Raw genomic sequence first — 14,779 nt, 5'->3', positions numbered from 1 at the left:
GCCCCGACAATCTAGACGCTGCCGTGCACCTGCACGACCACCCCGAGAAACTCGCACCCCTCTTCACACACCAGCGCTGGGTACGTGCTGTTCAGCGCCTTGAGGTAGCGCTGCCCGCCTTCCTCGGCCAGCTCCCGCAAAATTGCCGTTTTCCCCGGCTGGCGGGCAATCACCAGGCGGCCTGGCACCGCCTCCAGGCCGCAATCCACCAGAATCCGCATGCCCTGTGGCACGCTGCGACCGCTGGCGGAGCTCATGGCGTCGTTTTCCACGGTCAGCCAGAACGCCCTGCCCTGGGCGAAGTAATCGGTCTGTTCGAACACCGTGCCCTGCTCGGTCACCTCCAGCTCGTCCCAGCCGCGTACCGGGTAGCGGAAGCTGACGATGTACTGCATCAGGTCGACACCGTCATCTTCGTCATCCAGCAGGTAACGGCCACTGTCCTCGCCCACCTGGCCGAGCACACGCAGTTGCAGGCTGACGTGGTAATGGGGCATGCCCAGCTCGACAAACACCTTGTTCATCGAGTCGACCCGCGGCTGGCGCCGCTTGCCCAGCCAATGGCCCACACTGCCCTGGGACACCCCGACACGTTCGGCGAGCTGCTCCTGGGAGATATCGAGTTCCTCGATCCGGTCACGGACGAGGGCAATCCATTTATCCATATTCATCGCTGGCACGATACGGACTGCCTTCTGCCGCTCAATAAACATTCAGTATTATTTGTAAAAAAGCGCATCGCTACTTTAAGTATTAAACTCGAGCTGAACCTTTTCCCTACTGGCCATGAGCAGGTATCAGGATGAAACCACCGAAAAACGACGTAACAGATCTCGACAGCGATGCAGCCCGCCGCGCCCTCGACTACTACCTCAACCCCAACCCGCCGAGCGCCGGCCAGCATCATCCGATCTGGACCTTGCACAAGGGCGTCACCGCCGAGCAGGCCCAGGACCACGCCATCGCCCTGCTACGCTGCGCCGCCGCCACCGCCCAGGAAACCGCCGTTCATCAGGACGGCAGCACCCGGGAGCTGACCTTCGCGCTGATGCACATGATGGACATGGCCAGAGCCCTGCTCGAGCACAACCGCGCCGTGCACAAAGGGCTCTAGACAGAACAGGGAGGGAGAGGCGTGATGGCCCGCAAGGGAGGATGGCAGCCTGCAAAAGGCTCCATTTGCCGGGACAAGGAAGTGCTCCGGTAAAACTTTTTTACCGGATGACAGAAAAATCATTTGACTGGCAAATGATAACGATTATTATTGCACTCAGCGGATCGCGAGATCTGCTGGATAACCTGAAAGCTTAGGTCGCTCTCAGATTATCTCCTCATCAGGCTAATCACGGTTTTTGACCCGGCTTTTTGCCGGGTCATTTTTTTTGGCTCTTCAGGCTAATGAAGATCGTTGATGGCCGCCATGATAGCAAATGTGTGTCAGAGCGTGAACGCTCATTACAAAACTTTGCGGAATCAGCACTTGAGAATCAATCTCGTTTCGCTTAGTCTGGTTTCGCATCACGGATGATGCCCCCATCCCACCCTTGAGCAAGGAGCTGTTCATGACCCGTCTGCTGCTGCCCCTTGACCACCCCACGCCTTCTCGCGAGCAGGCTGCTGACGACGTACTGCTGCATGGGCTCAAACGCTTGCCCCGTCGCGTCCAGCAAGTGTTCCTGCTCAACCGCCTTGACCAGCTGGATTTCGCCAGCATCGCCAAACGCCTCGACCTGCCGCTGCTGAGCATCGAACGCAACATGAACCAGGCCCTGCAGACCACACGCCCACGCGGGGATGCCGTGGCCAGCATGGCCGGCCAATGGTACGTGCGCTTGCAGAGCCCCGAGGTGACCTCATGCGAGCGCATCGACTTCCGTCGCTGGCTGGATGCAGACCCGGCACACCTTCAGGCTTTCCATGACACCGAACTGCGCTGGCGCAGCCTGCTCGCCCCGGCGCGGGAGCTGGGGCAGGATGGCTGGTACCGGCAAGGGCGCGCGGCGATTTCGTTGGGTGGGTGTTCGGTCGCGGTGGGCTTGGGTGTGGCGGCGTTGCTGCTGTTTGGCTACTGGGCCTGAGCGAGCGCGTCTTGCTGCCGGGCTGCACTCACCTGCAACGGCTGATCCAGCAAGGTACGGGGCAACTTGAACCCCTTGAAGGGCTGCTGGGTGATCGGATTGAAGGTCTTTTCCGAGCGCAGCTTGTAACGCATCGCGCCGTCCCCCGCCCTGAAGGTCAGGTCCACCGTGGTATCGGTGCGCCCATTCAACCCTCCCCTGCTGAGCAGACGGAACATCGACCAAGGCCCGCGATACTCCAGGCTGCTGCTGTTGCCGTTCTGTCGCAGCAAGGTCAGCGTGCTGCGCATGTGTTCCGGGTTGGGCCAGATGACCCCGATCATCTGTCGAGGTGCATGGGTGTAATGGACCTGCTGGCCGGCCAGTTCCAGCAAGCTGACGCGCTGATTGGCACTGAGCCCAAGGGGTTCGATGCTGAACTGCACGCTGAGGTTGCCGCGACTGTCGAAAAAGCTTTCGCGAATACGTGACGCGCTTTCCAGTTGCTCGATCACGCCTGGGTGAATCAGGGCGCCACTGCGGTTATCGGCCTGCAGCGCGCTGAGGTTTTCTGCCAGGAAGGTGTCCAGGTATTTGTCCTGAAACTGCTGCAGCCGCCCCCTGGGGCCGAAGAACGCCTCGAAATCATCCAACGCGGCATCCTCCGCCCGTACCCGGAAGGGATAGCGCCCCGCCAGGCGTTGCTCGAAGAAACTGTACACCTCGGCCTGCCAGCGCCGCTCCAGCTCCTGCAATGCTTCGATCATCAGCACCTGGGCCGTTTGCTCGGCCACCGTCGTGACCTGTTGCCGGATCGGCTCAGGCAGGCCGATCGCAACCCGCTGCAAGGTGGCGATCGGGTCGGCGCCCTTCGCCGCAAACTGCTCGAGCACGGCATCAAGCGCCGCCCTGCCCCGGTCCGGGCTGTTCTGCACAGCCCTGGCATAATCGTGCACGGCTTTGAGGGCGTTGAGGGTTTCCTCGTAATAACTGGGGCGCTCGCCCTTGGGCTCCAGGGTCTCGTTCAAACCGGCAAAGGCCAGGCGAATATCTGCCATCTGGTTGAGGCGATGGGAAATGGCGGGCAAGCCCTGGGCTGCGAGCAATGGCCCTTCAGCTGAGTCAGTCGGGGTCGCGGGCTGGACGGTTGTGTTGTCGCGCACGGTCTCCAATAGCCGACGCAGCGGCGCCGCCGGCCCGGTCAGCTGTGCCAGTACCGCAACGGCATGGCCAAGGTCATGGAAGTCGGTCACCTGCAGCTGGTACAACGCTTGTTGCCAGCTGTCGATGTAGTCGGCGCTGTACAGGTTGTGCAACTGTTCGGCCAGCGCGGCTCGGTCAGCGTCCGAATGATCCGGTTGCTGGCGCTCACCCAGGGCCCAACGGTCGATCATGGCCATCTCGCCGAGTTGCTGGCTGCGCGGCGCGAAAAACGTACTGAAACCCTTCGCCGTCAGCAACGGGGCCAGGCGTGTGTGCTCGGCAGTCAGGTAGATGACATCGAATGCCGGCCCGACCTGATGACGCAGATCCACGCCTGCCTGCAACCTGTGTTCTGCATCGCGCTTGAGGCTGGCATACAGCCGCTGTTGCAGCGGCACCTTGCGCAGCGCCTGCTGGACCGCAGCGACCCGTTGCGTGAACGGTTGCAGATCCGCATCGGCATAGGCCATGGCATATTGCAGGTGCCGCATCAGGTCCCGCTGCACCTGGCCTTCACCAGGGAAGGCCAGCTGCCAGCGATCGGCCATCCAGGCCTCCACCCAGGATGCCCGCCGGTTCTGCCGGTCCTCGATCATGCGATAGATCCGCAGTGCCGCCATCTGCTGCTCGCTGCCCGCGGGCGCCGCTTCCATGGCATCCACCAGGCCGCTGGCCAGCGCCGGCAGAAAGCGCCGTGACAGCAGGCTCAGATAGGCCTCGTCGACCATCGGGCCAATGGCCCGGCCTTGATAGAGGCCCGCATCGGCCACCCCGGGCCAGGCCGAGCGATAGTCGCCGAACACCGAAACGGCATCGCGGATCTGCTGCAACGGCGCCAGCAGGTTGCGACCGGTCGGGTCGAGATGGTCATCCACTTCGCCGGCACTGAACGCCCGGCTCTTGACCAGGACGCTACCGGCGTTGGCCTGGTTGAGCGTGGAATAGTGGTGCAGGCTGGTGCCGGCGACCACGATGGCCAGCAGGCTGACGCCGGAGCCTAGCCAGAGGGCGCGGCGCTTCTGCTGGGAGACCTTGATGTTGTCGCCTGCCAGGCCGGCTTCGGGGTAGAGAATATGCTGGAAGATCTGCTGGGTGAAAAAGGGGGAAGCGTTTGGGGCGGGGCGCCTGCCCTCGCGCAAGGGGCGCAAGGTCTTGAAACCCAGCGCGCTTTCGCGGACGAAGGCATTTTCAATTTCGCCGTGCTGCTCGGCGGATGACCAGTACAGGCCCCGCACCAATGCCGGGGTGGTGAAACGGTCACTGGCCAAAGCTTCTTGCAGAAAAACCTGCAAGATCGGTTGCAGACCCTCCAGCTGAGCCTGGAACGACAGCAGTCGCTTTCGCTCCTCGGTCGTCATTGATGTAGCGAGCCCACTCACCGCATGCTCCTGAATCCGCTCGATCAGCTGCGCATAATGACTGATGAATTCGCTCAGCCACGCATTTCGCTGAACGCTCGCCTTCACCTCGAAGGTGAAACCAAGCAGCTGACTTCGCAGGCTCCGAGGAAGCTGGCCGAAAAACCGGTCGAAGCCATCCAGCAAATCAACCTTGCTCAACGCCACGTACACCGGCAATTGCATGCCCAGCTGGCTGCTCACTTCATGGAGCCGGGTACGCAGCTGGTGCGCCAGGGCCATACGCTCCTCTCGCGAGGCATGCAACAGTGCCGCGAGGTCGACCACCAGCAACATGCCGTTAAGCGGCCTACGACTGCGGCAGCGCACAAGCCAGCCCAGCAGGTGCATCCACAGCTTGGCCTGCGTGCCCGTCGGCAGCTTCGGCCTTTTCAGGTTGTCGGTATTCTGTCGGACGGCAGGATTGGCTCCTTGGGTGATGAAGTCGCCCGGCGGGTCGATGAACACGGCATCATCGCTGATCCACCAGCTCACGCCATAGGCGGGCGTTTCCCCTTTCAGCCCAGAAGCCTGGGCCTTGTCGATGCAGGTCAAGGAAAAACGCTGGCCGGAGTGTTCGACAAGCCTGCTTTTACCAGCGTTTCCGGCCCCCAGAACCAGATAGAACGGCAATCGGTACAGTCCACCTGCTTTGTCCAGGTAGTTGGCAAGTTGCCTGTTCAGCGCGTGCTCCTGCCCCTGCACAAACGACAAGCTGGGGTCAGACTCGGCAGCCACCGCTTGCTCACGTTCGCATGCAAGCCGTCGAAAACGCGAACGCAGCACCATCGACCAGCACAGCAACGGCAGCACGACCAGCAATACACTTGCGAGACCGCGCCACTCCACACTGGCCAGTGGACGATGTCCGCGCCAGGTCCACTGTGGGCCTGACCACCAGATCGCCATCAACAGCAGGGCAGTCGCCATCACCAGCAAGAGGGGCATGAACAGATTCATACGTGCGGCCAATACCAAGCCCCAGCGTTTCAAGGGCTTCCATAATTCGTTCATTGGGGCTCCTGCTCAATATTGACACACACCAATAACGGCATCAGAAATGACGCCGACTTGACGTACTCATAATCCAGACATACCAAATAGTACGGGAAAGACTAGGACAATCGACCGCATCGCACAATCAAATATAAATTTACACTTTTCCACTCGACCAGCGCACACTTCTACGCGCATGGTTTTTATGTCAACCACAAAAAAACAAGATTATCGAAACAATAAAACACAACTCACAAAGACTATTCCTACAAACGTCGCCGCAATTTTTTAATAGCATGTAAATTTCCTACAAAAACAGTTGAAACACCCACTAGCCGAAACATTAACTTGCATCATTGCCATCCGGAGCGAACAACAAGATGTCATCTCTAGACAGGGAGTCAGTAGCAGCCCGCCAAGGCCTCAACAGTCGGATTGAGTCATTCAATGACGCCGCCTACCCTCCCGGCTGTGCTTCGGATTGCCCGACCGATCCAGATTTCCAGCTGCGTAGCAAATTCATGAACCCCATGTGTGGCGCAGCCATGCCTCTGATCGGGCTGGCGATGCGCCTGGACACGCTGGACAAGCTCGACGACATGGCTGAACTGCATCGCCAGGTGCACATCAGCATCGATAACCTCGTGGCGGAAATGAACCAGCTTCGCTACGAGCCCGCGCAGGTTTCTGCCTACTCGTACGCGCTGTGTCTGTTCCTCGATGAAACCGTGATGCGCAGACCATGGGGCAAGCATTCACTGTGGAGCCATCGATCGATGTTGGGGGAGTTTCATGGCGACACCCATGGCGGCGAAAAAATTTTCACCCTCCTTGCCCGCATGGAACAAGAGCCCAAACGATTCAAGGATGTGCTGGAGTTCATTTACCTGGTCTTGTGCATGGGCCTGAAGGGCAAGTACGCACTCGCACCCGATGGCGACACCGCGCTGCAAGCCCACATCACCCGATTGCACAAAAGCATCCGCGAGTTGCGCGGCCCCTTGCCGGCGCTATTTCAGGATGCGTCGAACAATGTGGCGCCGCACAAATTCCGCATGCGTCGTTCGTGGCCATGGTGGAGCCCGGTATTGATTGCCGCCGGCATTATTGCAGCGCTGTACGGCTATTACAGTTGGCGCCTGCAACTGATCACTGGCGAAGTGCTGGATTCGCTCAACCGCATCTTGCAGCAGTAACTCTGCGCTTGCCTGAAATGCCCTGCCTTAGCACATCGTTACTGGAGTCAACATGCCTAGACAGTCCGATCTGCGTTACAGCTTCGAACCCCTGGCCGCGCGCATCGACCTCGAGGTGGTATCGTTCGAACTGCTGGAAGCCCTGAGCGAACCCTTCCAGCTGAAACTGGAGCTCATCAGCTTCGACGACGACATCGATTTCGGCCAACTGCTCGACAAACCCGCCCTGTTCACGATCTACAACGGCGATCACCCGGTGCGCTACGTGCACGGCCTGGTCAGCAGCTTCCGCCAGGGCGACAGCGGCTTTCACCGCACCCATTACCACGCCGTGGTCGAGCCCCAGCTGGCCCGCGCGGGGCTGCGTTCGAACTGGCGCATCTTCCAGCAGAAAACCGTCCCGCAGATCCTCGAACTGATGCTCGAGCGCCAGGGCATCCTGCGCTACGAACTGGGCAGCAGTTTCGATCACCAAGTCCGCGAATTCTGCGTCCAGGCCGGCGAAACCGACCTCGCCTTCATCGCCCGCCTCGCCGGGGAGGAAGGCTTCGTCTACGGCTTCGAGCACAGCGCCAAGGAACACAAGCTGCTGATCACCGACCGCCTGCTGTCGCTCGGGCTGATCAGCCGCGGCACGATCGAGCACGAAGACGAGGACGAAGGTTTCTTCGAGGCCGAAGCCGAAGACGACATCGGCCGCAACCACGTGCTGTACCACCACAACAGCGGCGGCGACCAGGCCAGGCCCTGCCTGTGGCGCCTGCACTACAGCGAGAACGTGCGCACCGCCCGCCAGGCCCAGCGCGACTACACCTTCACCCACCCCGCCTATCGCCTCGACCAGCGCGCCGACGTCATGGGCGAGGTGCACCAATCCAAGGACTACGAGCGCTTCGACTACCCCGGGCGCTACAAGCGCGAGGCGGTCGGCATCCCCTTCACCGAAACCCGCCTCACCGGCCTGCGCCACGATGCGCGCATCGCCGAAGTGACCGGTGACGACGTGCGCCTGCAGCCCGGCCAGGCCTTTACCCTCACCGGCCACCCGCGCGAGGACCGCAACGTGCTCTGGCGGGTGACCCGGGTCAGGCACGAGGGCAGCCAGTTCACCAGCCTGCAGGACGCCTGCGCCGACGCCAAGCAAGGCACCCACTACGAGCAGAGCGCGGTGCTGGTCCCGGGCATGGCCGAATGGCGCCCCGCCCCCCTGCCCCGCCCGCGCGTCGACGGCCCGCACATGGCCACCGTGGTCGGCCCGCCCGGCGAGGAAATCTTTTGCGACCAGTGGGGCCGGGTCAAGGTCAGCTTCCCTTGGGACCGGGAAAGCAACAGCAACGAATTCAGCTCCTGCTGGGTGCGCGTGTCGCAAGGCTGGGCCGGCGGCAGCTGGGGCTCGATGGCCATCCCGCGCATTGGCCAGGACGTGATCATCCAGTACGTCAACGCCGACCCCGACCAGCCGATGATCACCGGGCGCACCTACTGCGGCGACCAGCTGCCGCCGTACGACCTGCCCGAACACAAGACGCGCATGACCATCAAGAGCCAGACCCACAAGGGCGATGGCTTCAACGAGCTGCGCTTCGAGGATGAACTGGGGCGCCAGGAGGTGTTCATCCATGCCGAGCGCGACCAGAACAACGTGGTCAAGCACGATGAGACCACGCAGGTCGGGCGTAACCGCACCGAGCAGGTCGACCACAACGAGACGATCACCGTCGGTTGCGACCGCGTGGAAACGGTAGGTAACAACGAAAAGGTCACCATTGGTCAGCATGCCACGCTAAACATTGGCGAAAACCAATACATCAGCATTGGCAAGGACCGCGTCGAAACCATTCACAACAACCGCGAGGACACCATCAAGGTCAATCATACGGTGCAGGTGGGGGGCATGTTCCAGCAACAGGTCGAGGGCCAGATTAATGTCACTGCGGGAGAAGCGATCCGGCATCACACTCAGACGTTCGAGATCAATGCCGCGCAAAGCATCACGTTGAAAGCTCCGGGCGGCACCCTTTGTATCGATGCAGATGGCATCACGCTGGATGGAACAACTCTGCGGCTCAAGGGGCAGATGGACAAGCTGGAGTCTGGCTCCGGAAACTCGTTATCTGCCAGCAGCCTACCCTTACAGACGCGTCAACGCTGCGAGGGCTGAACGACATGAGCCTGGAGCGAGTTTGCGACCTAATCAACCAGCACCGTGTGGATCAAGAAAATGTCTACCTGTTGCTGGACCCAGTCGTCAGCTGCAATGCGCGGCATCCCTTGAGCATTCCATCACTCACAAAAGCCCTTGGCAACGAAGCGGTGGTACGCGTTGCACGTGCCGACATGGTCAATACCCCAGAGCTTTGGCCCGCCTTGGTCTGTCTGGCCAGACCTGAAGAGGATATGCCAGAGCAGGCAAGTTTCAGTGGAGAACATGCCGCGATGGAAAGCGCAGAAAACAGGCGCTATGTGTGCGGCTGGCTGTTGAGCGAGCAATCATCCGAGGTGATCGCCAGTCACATTGCTCAGGAATGCCAGACCTTGCGGCCAGCGTGCAAAGAGACATTTGCGCCATGGTTCGAACCTGCCCGCCTTGCCCTGCTGCATTCGGCAACAAAAAAAGCAGGCGAGGCACTCGGCCCCATCCGCAGTTGGCTATATCCCGACGCGAGGGGAGATGCGATACAGATCGTGGGACTACCACCGCCCGATCAACGGGTCATTCCGGCTATCGTGCGAGACGTCCAGATCTTCACGCCTCACGTCATCCAACTGCTCGCAGCCTGGCGTCGTCTGAATTCCTCAAAGCATGCCTATGCGCCTGACTGCTATACAGGCAGTCGGGGGCTCCCCGAGCAAGCACCCTCCTATGCATTCAATTTTATCCATGAGGTCCATCAACAAGGGCTCCGTGATAGCGCCGACGTTCAATGCCTGTGCCTACACATGGCCATGATCCACCCCCACCTCCTCCTTCATCCCACCATCCAAAACGATGTCGCCCAAGCCGTCGCTGGCAAACAGCAACTCGTCTCGCGTTTCGCCACTTACGACGACTACGCATGGCAGCAGATCGTCGCCGCACTGCCCCCCGCAAGGAGCCATTCATGAGCATCAGCAAAGCCATCAGCATCGCCATGCAGGAAGAAATCCCCAACCCATATGGCACCTGCAATGCCTGCGAGCGTTCAGGCTTGCCCATCCTGCTGCTGCGCGAGGCCTATGCCCCGCGCCCGCGCGACACCCAGTCCTACCTCGTCGCCTACGACAGCGAGATCACCCACACCCCGCTGCACCCGAACCAGTTGCGCGTCCTGCGCCAGGGTTATGTCTACGTGCTGCTCGACCAGGAAATCTGGCACGCCTACCAGGTCACCCCCGAAGGTGCCCTGCGGCGCTTTCCCGTTTCACAGATGCCGATGGCGCCGGGGGCGTCGCTGCACAAACACTGCGAAACCAAGGATCACGATGTCATCGCCTCCTTCATCAACATCCACACCCAGCTGTTCAGCAAGGCGTGGATCGCCTTCGCCAACGACCCTTGGCCGCGTGACGTGCTGGACCGCTATCGCGACGGGATTGCCGCCGGCACGCCAAAATACCTCGAACGCTTTGTCGAACTGGACCTGAACACCGTTCGCAACGACCCGGCCAGCCTCGGCATCGCCATGACCGACGCCGAACTCGGCCTGGACGACGTGCTGGAGTACAGCACCTACTCCCCCGGCAAGTTCGTCAGTTGCCATGGCTACTATCCCCGCCTGAGCCGGCTGTTCGCCACCCTCACCCATGTGCGCACCACCATCCAGAAGGAGCAGCTGCCGAATGGCGTGCTGGCCCTGACCCTGCCCGATCCGGTCGGCCTGGTCATGGAAGCCAACGCCCAGCGCACCACCTGGTTCCGCAGCATGCAGGAATGGCGTGCCGAACCCCAGCGTCACTTCGAATTGTTCACCTCACAGGCACTGTTGGGTATTCGCGAGCTGAACGAGGCCAGGGCGGCAATACAAGCGGTGAAAGACACCGAGAATGAAGCCAAGTACACCCAGGAATGGAACGAAAATCCGATTGGCTTCAAGGCCTACCTGCCGCCTGTGGACATCGAAGCCAAAGCACCACGCAACATTGAGCGTAAACAACAGGAAGCCCGTGAACGTCTGGAAGACCGTTATGACGAAAAGGCCCGGGCCAAGTTCCAGGCAGCCTATGACCGTGAACTGAAACTTTGGCAATCAATGGTCGATCAGGTCGGAGCGCTCTACACACACTTTTACGTCCAACGGGCCTTTCAACGCATCGGTCACCTGGACTACAGCGCCACCAGTCGCCTCTCGGCAGAATATTTCATCGGCATGATGTCGGCCTGTCTTGCAGGTGGCCCAACCGAGTTACCCGTCCATAAGGATGCGGAGCTAGAACCTACCCAGGAACTCTGGCAGCAACTGCTCGAAGACCCCAACAGCCTGCTTTACCAGGCGCTGATGGCCAAGCATCAGGACCTGATGCCACAGATTGTGCATGGCCTCACCGGCGATGACCTGTACAAGCTGCATGACTCGATCAAGGGGATCATCGCCACCAGTGAAGGCAAACGATTCATGATCCAGCCGGTGCAGGACGCCATCGGCCAACTGCTCGCCGCGGCCAACAGTGCAAGTAATACAATTGGTCAACACATCACTGCACAGACCAAAGCATTGATCGGTCACGTACACCGCGCAGCGTTTCTGCTTTTTGCCGGACAGTCAGTGACTCAAATCAGACTTTCGCTGACCCTCGGCGAATACATGAGCCTGCTCAATGAAAGTTTGCAAGAGCGGACCAATGCCTACCTCAGCAAGCTCGATGAACAGTTCCGCAAACCCGCTGCACGCAAGATACGGGCCATGGTGCTCAGCGGCGCCATAAACCTAGCGGCGCCCGGCAATCGCCATCAGTTAATCGAGGTAATGCTCTGGACTTTTGAAAGTACTGAGAACCTGCAGTCTCGAATATTGAAATTGCGTGAAAGTGGATCTGGCAGCGTCAGTGAACTAGTCCGAGATATTGCCATAGGCACAAAGCTTACGACACAGAGTGTGAAAGTGAGTGCGGAAGCGGCAAGACATTTAGCTAGTGAAGCATTTCAGAGCATACGTGGCGCGGCAACTGGGGCTGGACAGAATGGATTTTTATTGATGCTAGCCTTAGGCAGTCTCTGGTTCAACAAAGACAGCCTGGACACAAACTATCAAGCGCTACTCAAAACCTCAAACACTAATCCGGAAGCGCTTGCAGCAATTGGATCATCGTCATTTGGTGTGCTGGGCGCAAGCATTGAAGGCGCGGGATTTGCCGTAAAAATCTTGAGGCCTGAGCGCATTTTGCCGGAGGCAAGCAATGCTCTTTCACTGGGGGCCAGAATTTCAAACTACGGCACTGCCGTAGCAGCACTTGCGGGTGCCTTCGATGCAACACAATATGCTCACGCAGCCTTGAGAACAATGAAGCAAGGAGATAAATCAGCTTCATTGAGATATATAACTGCCAGTGGACTTGCTGCAAGCAGTGCTGTAGCTGGAATTATGGGAATTACGTTTACAACGCTACTCGGCCCACTAGGCTTTGCTATTCTCGCCGGGTTGATTGCCTATGGCATGGCATCATCAGCGAAGCGTGAAGAATCAAATCTGCTAGAGCTGTGGGCTCGCCGTAGCAAATGGGGAATCCCCTACGACTCTCAGAACTGGCTTCTCGCAAGAGATCTAGATGTATCAATAGGTGCCCTGAATGCGGCGGCTCTCGGAGTTACCGCTGACGTCTCTATAGCAATCCGTTTGGGATATAGCACCCAGGCGTCGACCGGCATAGTATTCAGCGACCCCTCGGCGGTTCCCGCTGCATTCGTTTTGAGCTACTTCCTCTGCCTACCAAATTATGAGTTTGGTACTTCGCGTTACGAGTGGTCACTCAATATCTACGGAGCAGGCGAAAATAGAGGACTTACTCTTTCTTCAAGCGACAGTTCTGCCTCGGGCTTGTACATTTCACCTCCATCACAGATAAAAAATTTCTTCCCTGACGCAATACTAGCCCAACCCACAGTCAAGTTAGAAACGGAGAGCAATAGCCTTACAATTCAAGGGGAGCTTATTCTTTCGGAAAATCATTCAATTCAAGCAATAGAACTTGCTCTAACCTACTGGCCTGACACGGCTGACGAGAAAGGCTTTGCAAAGCTAATCACCCGAGAAGACAAAATCAAGCCACAAAAAATAGGTTATTAACGATGCAACCAAAGCTAGACCCACCATGCCCAGATTGGAAAGAAGATCTACCTAACCCCTATGAGACACCCAACACCATCAAAAACACAGGAAATCAAGTACCTAACCATTCAGATGCGATATACCTAGAAATACCTCGCACAACATCAAAATGGAGAGGAGCTATCTCAATAGCTATAATCCCAACTGCTTTGTTTACGTTGATCGCTCCGCTGCTAGTACTTGAAGTCATTCAAACTCGAGATTTTTCAATCTTGCCAGCTGTACTGTTCGCAGCATTTTCCAGTTCATGGATCACGCTGGTCGGCTTACGCATTGATCTTTGCCCTCCTCGAGATCAACCCATTCGCTTCAATCGTGCCCGGCAGAAAATTTACGCCTACAATTTCGTCCATTGCTGGTGGAATCCACTGGGCGATTGGAAGGTTCTACATGTTTCCTATGACTGGTCACAGGTACGCGCCGAAAGATGGTTACAGCGGGTCGGTTCGATGATGAAGCAGGGTGTAGTGCTCTCAATAGTGGATCCGAGATCAAATAAAGTGATTGATCGATTTCCTCTTACTTGCATGGGATCAGATCAATACGCCTGGGCCTACATCTGTACCTATATGCAAGAAGGCCCCTCTGCCTTACCGCCACCCGGCATACCCAAGGACCACAATGATGTGCTGTGGTATGAATTCGCATTACGCTTCGCCCCAAAGGTAATGTGGCCCCCTGAAATGGATCTGGAATCACGCACAGCTCCTTGAAAAACACCCAACCTAAGTCCCTCTTCTAACCCCGATCATGACCAAAGCTGCCAGAGCTCAAATGAAACCCATCACACCCGAATAAAACACTGCCAACTAGTACATTCAATCATGACCCGACCATTATTAAACCCCCCATGCCCAAACTGGAAAGAGGACCTACCGGACCCTCATGCCAAGCCCAATAATAAAAAATTCACAGGCAGACAGACACCCAACCATATTGACACCGTATACCTAGAATTTCCACGCTCATCATCAACATGGAGGGGGGCTGTTTCATTAACGTTAATTCCAGCCTTTTACCTACTCCTCGGCGCCCCAAGATTAATCATTGACATAATATCAACCAGAGAGCTTACAATCTTACCACTAGCAATAGTAAGCTACCTCTTCCTGACTTGGTTAATACTAATCGGCTTGCGCATGGACCTATGCCCTCCCCGAGACCAGCCAATTCGCTTCAATCGTATCCGCCAAAGAGTATACGCTTACAATTTTATCCACTGCTGGTGGAACCCTCTGGGCAACTGGAAAGTTTCACATGTTTCCTATGAGTGGTCACAGGCACGCGCCGAAAGATGGTTACAGCGGGTCGGCTCCATGACAAAGCAGGGTGTAGTGCTCTCAATAGTGGATCCGAGATCAAATAAAGTGATTGATCGATTTCCTCTTACTTGCATGGGATCAGATCAATACGCCTGGGCCTACATCTGTACCTATATGCAAGAAGGCCCCTCTGCCTTACCGCCACCCGGCATACCCAAGGACCACAATGATGTGCTGTGGTATGAATTCGCATTACGCTTGGCCCCTAAGGTAATGTGGCCCCCTGAAATGGATCTGGAATCACGCACAGCACCTTGAAAGAATCGCAGCCTCACTGCCTCTTCTAGTCCCGATAACGAACAAGCC

General features: G+C 57.9%; 10 protein-coding genes. 8 read left to right on the top strand and 2 right to left on the bottom strand.

The window, feature by feature from the left end; genetic code table 11:
* Positions 1-11 precede the first annotated feature (11 nt).
* Positions 12-713, bottom strand: coding sequence for a LexA family protein (locus ACIP21_RS03000; RefSeq protein WP_400683780.1), 702 nt, complete (start codon positions 711-713; stop codon positions 12-14).
* Positions 714-802: 89 nt separating this feature from the next.
* Between ACIP21_RS03000 and ACIP21_RS02995 the strand changes: the two genes are divergently transcribed.
* The gene (locus tag ACIP21_RS02995) at positions 803-1,114 is read left to right on the top strand and encodes a DUF6124 family protein (RefSeq protein ID WP_400683777.1); all 312 of its coding nucleotides are present in this window, start codon (positions 803-805) and stop codon (positions 1,112-1,114) included.
* A gap of 448 nt (positions 1,115-1,562) precedes the next feature.
* A complete protein-coding gene (locus tag ACIP21_RS02990; RefSeq protein ID WP_400683774.1) occupies positions 1,563-2,078 on the top strand; it encodes a DUF4880 domain-containing protein in 516 nt (171 codons plus the stop codon).
* Here the strand turns inward: ACIP21_RS02990 and tssM are convergent.
* On the bottom strand, positions 2,066-5,671 hold the full coding sequence (gene tssM / locus ACIP21_RS02985; RefSeq protein WP_400683771.1) for a type VI secretion system membrane subunit TssM: 3,606 nt from the start codon (positions 5,669-5,671) through the stop codon (positions 2,066-2,068). The two genes, ACIP21_RS02990 and tssM, sit on opposite strands and share 13 nt — an antisense overlap.
* Positions 5,672-6,033: 362 nt before the next feature.
* Between tssM and icmH the strand changes: the two genes are divergently transcribed.
* The 6 genes from icmH (at position 6,034) to ACIP21_RS02955 (ending at position 14,731) form a co-directional block, all read left to right on the top strand.
* A complete protein-coding gene (icmH, locus tag ACIP21_RS02980) occupies positions 6,034-6,849 on the top strand; it encodes a type IVB secretion system protein IcmH/DotU (protein WP_400683768.1) in 816 nt (271 codons plus the stop codon).
* 52 nt (positions 6,850-6,901) lie between these two features.
* Positions 6,902-9,010: a type VI secretion system Vgr family protein gene (locus tag ACIP21_RS02975; protein WP_400683766.1), complete on the top strand. Its 2,109-nt coding sequence runs from the start codon at positions 6,902-6,904 to the stop codon at positions 9,008-9,010.
* 5 nt (positions 9,011-9,015) lie between these two features.
* Positions 9,016-9,954: a hypothetical protein gene (locus ACIP21_RS02970; protein WP_400683764.1), complete on the top strand. Its 939-nt coding sequence runs from the start codon at positions 9,016-9,018 to the stop codon at positions 9,952-9,954.
* The gene (locus ACIP21_RS02965; protein WP_400683761.1) at positions 9,951-13,109 is read left to right on the top strand and encodes a T6SS effector BTH_I2691 family protein; all 3,159 of its coding nucleotides are present in this window, start codon (positions 9,951-9,953) and stop codon (positions 13,107-13,109) included. The genes ACIP21_RS02970 and ACIP21_RS02965 overlap by 4 nt, the downstream gene beginning before the upstream one ends.
* 2 nt (positions 13,110-13,111) lie before the next feature.
* Positions 13,112-13,864 (top strand): DUF6708 domain-containing protein, encoded by a 753-nt coding sequence (locus tag ACIP21_RS02960; RefSeq protein ID WP_400683758.1) that lies wholly within the window; start codon positions 13,112-13,114, stop codon positions 13,862-13,864.
* A 111-nt stretch (positions 13,865-13,975) separates the two neighbouring features.
* Positions 13,976-14,731, top strand: coding sequence for a DUF6708 domain-containing protein (locus ACIP21_RS02955; protein WP_400683756.1), 756 nt, complete (start codon positions 13,976-13,978; stop codon positions 14,729-14,731).
* The last annotated feature ends 48 nt before the right edge of the window (positions 14,732-14,779 follow it).

Origin of the sequence: Pseudomonas sp. NPDC089401, from assembly GCF_044749485.1 — a bacterium.
In the GTDB taxonomy this organism is placed as follows: domain Bacteria; phylum Pseudomonadota; class Gammaproteobacteria; order Pseudomonadales; family Pseudomonadaceae; genus Aquipseudomonas.
This window is presented reverse-complemented; position numbering and strand designations above follow the sequence as displayed.